The sequence below is a fragment of the Propionivibrio sp. genome (genome assembly GCF_049316945.1).
In the GTDB taxonomy this organism is placed as follows: Bacteria; Pseudomonadota; Gammaproteobacteria; order Burkholderiales; family Rhodocyclaceae; genus Propionivibrio.
On sequence record NZ_JBMOJE010000175.1, the window covers coordinates 1 to 7,763 of the forward strand.

Consider the following 7,763-nt stretch of genomic DNA (forward strand, 5'->3'; position numbering starts at 1 on the left):
CAGAGGAACCCCATTGTTTTTAAAGGTTTTCTCTGCGAAACCTCTGCGGCTCTGCGCCTCTGCGGTGGGTGTTCAGGCATTTTTTCACAACCGCTGAGTTCGCTTTTACCGGCCTGCGAGGCAGTAAATACGGGCGTCTTCGAATGTCATGCCTGGTAAGCCAATGTTCATGCGCATCTCGCTGAATAGTGTCCGTAGACGACCTATTCACGCGGCTTTCGGGGTGGGTTGTTGAATATTATCGCCGCCGGTCAGAAAGGGCAGTCGTAGATAAAATCCATTGCCGAATGGCGTCGCAAGCCTTTGAGCCAGGTCTTGAGCTTCTTGATGTCCTCTATCACGAGCAGATCTTTTTCTAGTTCCCGGATGGCGTGCTGGATGCCGGAGATTTCCTTGGCAAGATTGCGCAGGAGCGTTTCGGGGGTCACCTGAACGAACGGTGAGATCTTGAACTGGCCCCTGAATCTCCCTTCGAGGTGATAAATTTCCTGTTCCAGTTCGGCCAGTTGCTCCTTCAGAACCTTGTTGTAGTGCTTCAGTCGCTCTTCGCTCAGGTTGTTGATCGAGGACTGATCGATGTGTTCGAGCTCCAGTTGGAGTTCGAGCAATTGCAGCAGGTTGTTCTTGGCGTAGGCCTGGTTGGCGCGTGACATCAGGGCGGTTTTCCGCTCACGCTCCTGTGGATCGGTTTCACGGTCGGGATGAAGCGCGCTGGCCAGTTTGCGGTAGACCTCGCGGATGGACTGGCTGATCTGTTGCGCTTCAGCCTGTTGCTGTGCTTCCTGGGCGAGTTGTTTGACCGACTTCTTGCGTTTGGCCCGGCGCGCTTCAGCCGCCTCCCAGTAGGTGTCCTCTTGCGCCTGCTTTTCGTCCATTTGCGCCTTGGCACGCTGCAGCAGTTCTTCGGGTGACAAATTGTCCAGGTTGTCGCCCAGTTCGATATCCAGCATGTCCTCCAGTGCGGATTTCATGCCCTGCATGGCGTCGGCTTCTTCGCTGTCGTAGTCGGATCGGCTGTGCTTGTTGTAGATGGCCTTCAACTCGGCATCATCACGCTCGGCCAATAGTTGGTTTGCCAACCCGGTGATCAGGTCGACAATTTTGCGGCGTTCAGGTTTTGTCAGACCCTTCTGATCGCTGACGCGGTCCAGGCTATGTACCATTTTGACTTGCATCCCGAACGAGGATTCGACCAGAGGAATGAGTTCGCTGGTGTATTTCTGCTGGTAGGGCGGAACGGCGGCCTCCCAGGCGGCCAGTCGGGCGCGCTTTTTTTCAATCTGCTTGATCAGGTTATTGAACGCTTTCTGCCCTTTGGACAGTTGCGCCTGGTCATGGTTGGTGGCGATGCTGACGGTTTTGACGTGAGTCCTGGTCATGGTCTGGTTTTCTTGTATAGGGTGATGCGCTTGGGAATTCGCTTCATTATCGAAAAGCCGCCGTGCTCCACAGGGCATGAAAAATCTCGGCTTTGATGCTGCCGCCCTCCGGATAAAGTGTCAAGCGCCGGTGTTCGGTGGAGTGATTCACCGACTGCCGCAGCAACCCGTTCCACACGGGGATCATGCGGGTAATATGTCGCCACTAATAGAACGACACCGAGGGAGAAACCATGCCTGTCAAAATCATCAAGACCACGCCGTCAGCCTATGCCTATCCGTTGCTGATCAAGCAGTTGCTGCACACCCCGCTGGCCATCGCGCCGGATCAGGAGATCACCTATCAGGGGAAACTGCGCTACTCGTACCGCACGCTGCGCGAACGTATCGGCAGGCTGGCCAGCGGACTGTCCAGCCTCGGCGTCGAAGCCGGGCAAACCGTTGCCGTAATGGACTGGGACAGCCACCGCTATCTGGAGTGTTTTTTTGCCGTGCCGATGATGGGGGCGGTGCTGCAGACGGTCAATGTGCGCCTGAGTGCCGAGCAGATTCTCTATACCCTCAACCACGCCAAAGCCGATGTGCTGCTGGTCAATCGTGAATTTTTCCCGCTGCTGGTGCCGATTGCCGCGCGCCTGGAAAGCGTGAAGCATTTTGTGCTGATCGATGACGAGCAAACGCCGGTCGACAGCCCGCTCAGCTTCGCTGCCGAGTACGAAAACCTGCTCCAGGCCGCCGACGCGAATTACCCCTTCGAAGATTTCGATGAGAACGCCCAGGCCACGGTGTTCTACACTACCGGCACCACGGGCTTGCCGAAAGGCGTGTATTTCAGCCACCGCCAGTTGGTGCTGCATACGCTCGGTGTCGCCACCGCGCTAGGATGTGCCGCAGGCAATGGGCGGCTGCATCGGGAAGACGTGTACATGCCGATCACGCCGATGTTCCACGTGCATGCCTGGGGCTTCCCGTATGTCGCCACCCTGCTCGGCCTCAAGCAGGTCTATCCCGGTCGCTACCTGCCGGGCTCGCTGCTGCACCTGATTGACGAAGAGAAAGTCACTTTCTCGCACTGTGTCCCGTCAATCATGCAGATGCTGCTCAGCCACCCGCATTGCGATGCCGTCGATCTGAGCGGCTGGAAGGTGCTGATCGGCGGTTCGGCGATGTCTGAAACCATGGCCAATGCGGCGCTCAAGCGCGGCATCGATGTGCTGACCGGTTACGGAATGTCCGAAACCTGTCCGGTGCTGTCGATCGCGCATCTCGGTAGCGTGGACATGCAGGCACCGCTCGGGCATCAGGCCACGCTGCGCTGCAAGACCGGCCTGCCGCTGCCGCTGGTGGATCTGCGCATCGTGACACCCGAAATGGACGAGGTGGCGCACGACGGCAACGCCACCGGCGAGGTGGTGGTGCGCTCACCCTGGCTGACCCAGGGTTATCTGGAAGCGCCACAAGCTTCGGAGGAACTGTGGGCCGGCGGCTATCTGCATACCCAGGATATCGGCAATATCGACTCGCGCGGCTATGTAAAAATCACCGACCGGATCAAGGATGTGATCAAAACGGCCGGCGAATGGACTTCATCGCTGCAGCTCGAAGATGTGGTCGCCAAACACGCAGCGGTTGAAGAAGTCGCCGTGATCGGCGTGCCCGACGAGAAATGGGGCGAACGCCCGGTGGCGCTGGTGGTGCTGAAGCGCGAATTCGAGGGCCAGGTGACCGAGCACGCGATCCGCAACTTTGCTGCGCATCTGGTCGAAACCACCGGCATCTCGCGCCACGGCGTACTGTTGCAGGTTCGCTTCATCAAGGCGCTGGCCAAGACCAGCGTGGGGAAAATAAACAAACGCGAAATGCGCGAAGCCAACGAGAAGAAGGTGCTCTAGCGCAAGCTGCAGAAACTCGCTGGCTTGATCCAGGAAACCGGAATTAACCAAGGAGTTAACGAAGAACAGCGCGAAGCCTCCCTCTTCACGGAGGCTTCGCGCTGTTCTTCGTGTTTTTCGTGGTTTCACGCATTCCCCGCCCTGTTTTTTTTGCAATTATCCCTGTATAATCCGCGCCTCGCTCGCTAGGCACAGTTAGTGAGTGACTGCTGGGGAGTCGCCAAGTTGGTTAAGGCACCGGATTTTGATTCCGGCATTCGAAGGTTCGAATCCTTCTTCCCCAGCCATTCGGTTTCTTGCAAGCCGGGCAGGTAGTCAGCCTTCCTGCCCGTATTGCTTTTATGTGGCGTCTTCCCGGCGCTGCGGGATGCGCGATATGGCCTACGACAGCCTGATGGTATTCACCGGTAACGCCAACCCCAAGCTGGCTGCCGAAGTCGTTAAACGTTTGAACATTTCGCTTGGACGAGCGACTGTGGGACGTTTCTCGGATGGCGAAATTACGGTTGAGCTTCAGGAGCACGTGCGCGGCAAGGATGTTTTCATCCTGCAATCCACCAGTGCGCCGGCCAACGAAAACCTGATGGAATTGCTGATCATGGTCGATGCCCTCAAGCGTGCCTCGGCGACCCGCATTACCGCTGCCATCCCGTATTTTGGCTATGCACGCCAGGATCGACGGGTGCGCTCGGCGCGCGTGCCGATCGCCGCCAAGCTGGTGGCCGACCTGCTGACCGCCGCCGGCGTGCACCGGGTGCTGACCATGGACCTGCATGCCGAGCAGATTCAGGGCTTTTTCAACATTCCGGTCGATAACATCTATTCGCTGCCGATCATGCTGGCCGATGTGTGGAAGAAGGATTTTGAAGGCCTGATGGTCGTTTCTCCCGACGTCGGTGGCGTGGTGCGCGCCCGCGCGCTGGCCAAACGTCTAGAATGCGACCTGGCGATCATCGACAAGCGTCGTCCGAAGGCCAATGTCTCGGAAGTCATGAACATCATCGGCGAAGTGGAAGGCCGCACCTGCGTGATCATGGATGACATGGTCGATACCGCCGGTACGCTGTGCAAGGCCGCCAGCGCGCTCAAGGAAAAAGGCGCCAAGCGGGTGCTGGCCTACTGCGTGCATCCGGTCCTTTCCGGTTCGGCGATCAGTCGTATCAACGAGTCGGCAATCGACGAACTGGTGGTGACCGACACCATTCCGTTGAGTGAAGAGGCTCACCGATCGCCGCGCATCCGTCAATTGTCGGTGGCCGACGTGCTGGCTGAAACAATCCGCCGGATCAGCAACGAGGATTCTGTTTCCTCGCTGTTCATCGAATAGTTTTGCAGTTTTCTTAAACCCCCTGCCTGGTCGCGGGCAGGGTTTGCATCAAACCAGGAGCTTCCATGAAATTTGAAATTAACGCGCAAAAGCGCACATTGCAGGGGTCCGGAGCGAGCCGCCGCCTGCGTCGGGCCAACAAGGTCCCCGGTATCATTTACGGTGGTACTGCGGCCCCGATTGCGATTGAACTCGAACACAACGATCTGCTCCTGTCGCTGCGCAAGGAAGCCTTTCACGCCTCGGTGTTGACCATCAACATCGATGGTGCAGTGGAAACCGTGCTGCTGCGTGACTCGCAGATGCACCCTTACCGGCCGCTGGTTCTGCACGTCGATTTCCTGCGTGTCGATGCCACCCGTGCGATTCACCAGAAGGTGCCGCTGCACTTCATCAACGCCGAAATTGCGCCGGGCATCAAGCTCAGCGGCGGCAATGTTTCGCCGGCCATGAACGAAGTTGAAGTGAGCTGCCTGCCACAGGATCTTCCGGTGTTCATTGAAGTCGACCTGAAGGAACTGGAAGCCGGTCATTCGATCCATCTTTCGCAGGTCGTCTTCCCGAACGGCGTCAAGCCAATGGGGCATGGAACCGACGATCCCGTCGTGGTTTCGATCTCGGTCAAGAAGACGGTTGCCGCCGAGGGAGCCGAAGGCGAAGAAGCTCCTGCTGCCTGATCTTCTGCGTCTGAATGACAGGCCGCCGTATGGTTCTCACCTGCGGCGGCTTTTCGTTTTTCAGGGTGACTTAGCATGATTCCTCCCCGCCTGATCGTCGGCCTTGGCAACCCCGGCAGCGAATACGCAGACAATCGTCACAACCTCGGTTTCTGGTTTATCGACCGTCTGGCGCATGAGCTCAAGGTGCCGCTCGTGGCGCAAGGCAAGTTCTATGGCCGTGTCGGACGTATCGGCGATCTGTGGCTGCTGCAGCCGGGCACCTTCATGAACCGTTCCGGTCAGGCGGTGGCTTCCCTGGCGCGTTTCTACAAGATCGCCGCCGAAGAAATACTGGTCGTGCATGATGAACTCGACCTGGAACCCGGCAGCATCCGCCTCAAGCAGGGCGGCGGTAACGGCGGTCACAACGGGCTGAAGGACATTCAGGCGCATCTGTCGGTGCCTGATTTCTGGCGCTTGCGCCTGGGTATCGGGCATCCCGGCGAGCGTAACGAGGTTATCAATTACGTTCTGAAAGCACCGCGGCGCGAAGAGCAGGAGTTGATCGATCGCGCGCTCGACCGCTGCCTGCTGGCCTGGCCGAAATTGTGCGCTGGTGATTACGCGGCCGCACAACGCCTGCTGCACACCAAAGCTGTTTAACGAATGCAACAAACAGGAATATCACCATGAGTCTTAAATGCGGAATCGTCGGCCTGCCCAATGTTGGCAAGTCCACCCTTTTCAACGCCCTGACCAAGGCCGGCGTGGCGGCGGAGAACTATCCCTTCTGCACCATCGAGCCTTCGGTTGGCATCGTCGAGGTGCCGGATGCCCGCCTCGTCAAGCTGACCGAGATCGTCAAGCCGCAGCGTGTGGTGCCGGCAGTGACCGAATTTGTCGACATCGCCGGCCTGGTGGCCGGCGCTTCCAAGGGCGAAGGGCTGGGCAACAAGTTTCTCGCCAACATCCGTGAGACCGATGCCGTCCTGCACGTCGTCCGCTGCTTTGCCAACGACAACGTGATTCACGTCTCCGGGAGTGTTGATCCGATCCGTGACATCGAGATCATCGATACCGAACTGGCGCTGGCCGATATGGCGACGGTCGAAAAAGCGCTGGCGCGTTATCGCCGACCGGCCAGTGCCGGCGACAAGGAAGCCAAGCTGCTGGTCGCCGTGCTGGAAAAATGCTTTGCCCAGCTTGACCAGGCCAAGCCGATTCGCGCGCTCGATCTGGCCAAGGAAGAATGGGCCAACCTCAAGACCTTCTGCCTGATTACCGCCAAGCCCGTTCTTTACGCTGCCAACGTTGCCGAGGACGGTTTCGAAAACAATCCGTACCTTGATGCCGTGCGCGAACACGCCGCGGCAGAAAAGGCCGAGGTGGTCGCGGTGTGCGCGTCGATTGAAGCCGAAATCGCCGACTTGGACGATGACGAAAAGCAGATTTTCCTGGCCGACCTCGGCCTCGACGAACCGGGTCTCGACCGGCTGGTACATACCGGCTACCACTTGCTCGGCCTGCAAACCTACTTCACCGCGGGTGTCAAGGAAGTGCGGGCGTGGACCATCCACAAGGGCGATACCGCACCGCAGGCCGCCGGCGTCATTCATACCGACTTCGAGCGCGGCTTCATCCGCGCCCAGACCATTGCTTTCGACGACTTCATCGCCTATGGCGGCGAGCAGGGCGCCAAGGAAGCCGGCAAGATGCGTGCCGAAGGCAAGGAATATGTGGTCAAGGATGGCGATGTGCTCAACTTCCTGTTCAACGTCTAACCGGACACTACTGATGAATTAATGCTTTGTATATTTACTGTGCGAAATCGTGTGATGTCGGCTCACGTTCCCATGTGCTTGAGTATTTCACCGAAGTATGCAGTGTCAAACGTAGTGGGGTGCATCAAAGGCAAGAGTGAGATAGCGCGGAATTTCGGTGGGAGGGAGCATGATTTTACGGGCGAGGTGTTTTGGGCACGAGCGTACTTCGTATCGACGGTAGTGCTAGATGAATCGATGGTCAGGGCGTACATCCGTAACTATGAGTGCGAGGATGAACGTTACGATCAGATGAAGTTAGGAGTGTAGCCGCCTTGGGCGGCTCATGGGTTACCGGCACCTTTGAGGCGCCCAACTGATAGACACCCGGCTTTGCCGGGGGTAATTTAACTTCGCCACACAAAATTACGCTGCAATCATTGGGTCTCGCGCTATACAACGGCCGGGATCCTTAACGGGGTTCTACGTTCCATAGCTCCCAAAAAAACCTGATTCAATTTTATGGATGGTGCTGAATTATGGGTAATTTAGAAAAAGAAGAAAAAGAAGATGAAATTAATCTTGGTGATATGGTTGATTTTCTGGGTATGGAATGGCGTAATCTCGGCCTTGCAGCGTTGGCTGGCCTGGCCGTGGCGTTGCTCGGGCAATTTAAAGCCGAAGCCATACTACTCAACTCAACTCAACTCAACTCAACTCAACTCAACTCAACTCAACTCAACTCA

The 7,763-nt window shown here is 57.4% G+C and carries 7 protein-coding genes, 1 tRNA gene and 1 pseudogene; 8 read left to right on the top strand and 1 reads right to left on the bottom strand.

The genetic code is table 11. The features are described from left to right. Window positions 1–251 precede the first annotated feature (251 nt). A complete protein-coding gene (locus tag ACOYNV_RS24070) occupies window positions 252–1,379 on the bottom strand; it encodes a molecular chaperone DnaJ (protein ID WP_422902349.1) in 1,128 nt (375 codons plus the stop codon). Between the two features lie 233 nt (window positions 1,380–1,612). On the opposite strand from ACOYNV_RS24070, the gene ACOYNV_RS24075 reads away from it, so the two are divergent. The 8 genes and pseudogenes from ACOYNV_RS24075 to ACOYNV_RS24110 all read left to right on the top strand — a co-directional run. Next, complete coding sequence (locus ACOYNV_RS24075; protein ID WP_422902350.1) at window positions 1,613–3,271, top strand: fatty acid--CoA ligase; 1,659 nt, start codon at window positions 1,613–1,615, stop codon at window positions 3,269–3,271. A gap of 210 nt (window positions 3,272–3,481) precedes the next feature. Further along, window positions 3,482–3,558 (top strand) — tRNA-Gln (locus ACOYNV_RS24080). A gap of 89 nt (window positions 3,559–3,647) precedes the next feature. Continuing rightward, window positions 3,648–4,598, top strand: coding sequence for a ribose-phosphate pyrophosphokinase (locus tag ACOYNV_RS24085; RefSeq protein ID WP_422902355.1), 951 nt, complete (start codon window positions 3,648–3,650; stop codon window positions 4,596–4,598). A gap of 65 nt (window positions 4,599–4,663) precedes the next feature. After that, window positions 4,664–5,275, top strand: coding sequence for a 50S ribosomal protein L25/general stress protein Ctc (locus ACOYNV_RS24090; RefSeq protein WP_422902351.1), 612 nt, complete (start codon window positions 4,664–4,666; stop codon window positions 5,273–5,275). Between the two features lie 75 nt (window positions 5,276–5,350). Beyond that, the gene (gene pth / locus ACOYNV_RS24095) at window positions 5,351–5,920 is read left to right on the top strand and encodes an aminoacyl-tRNA hydrolase (RefSeq protein ID WP_422902352.1); all 570 of its coding nucleotides are present in this window, start codon (window positions 5,351–5,353) and stop codon (window positions 5,918–5,920) included. Window positions 5,921–5,946: 26 nt separating this feature from the next. After that, window positions 5,947–7,038, top strand: a complete 1,092-nt coding sequence (gene ychF / locus ACOYNV_RS24100) for a redox-regulated ATPase YchF (RefSeq protein ID WP_422902353.1) — start codon at window positions 5,947–5,949, stop codon at window positions 7,036–7,038. 54 nt (window positions 7,039–7,092) lie between these two features. Further along, window positions 7,093–7,347 (top strand): annotated as a pseudogene (locus ACOYNV_RS24105) (transposase); the annotation flags it as partial. A 209-nt stretch (window positions 7,348–7,556) separates the two neighbouring features. Further along, on the top strand, window positions 7,557–7,763 hold a 207-nt coding region (locus tag ACOYNV_RS24110; RefSeq protein WP_422902354.1), incomplete at its 3' end, for a hypothetical protein.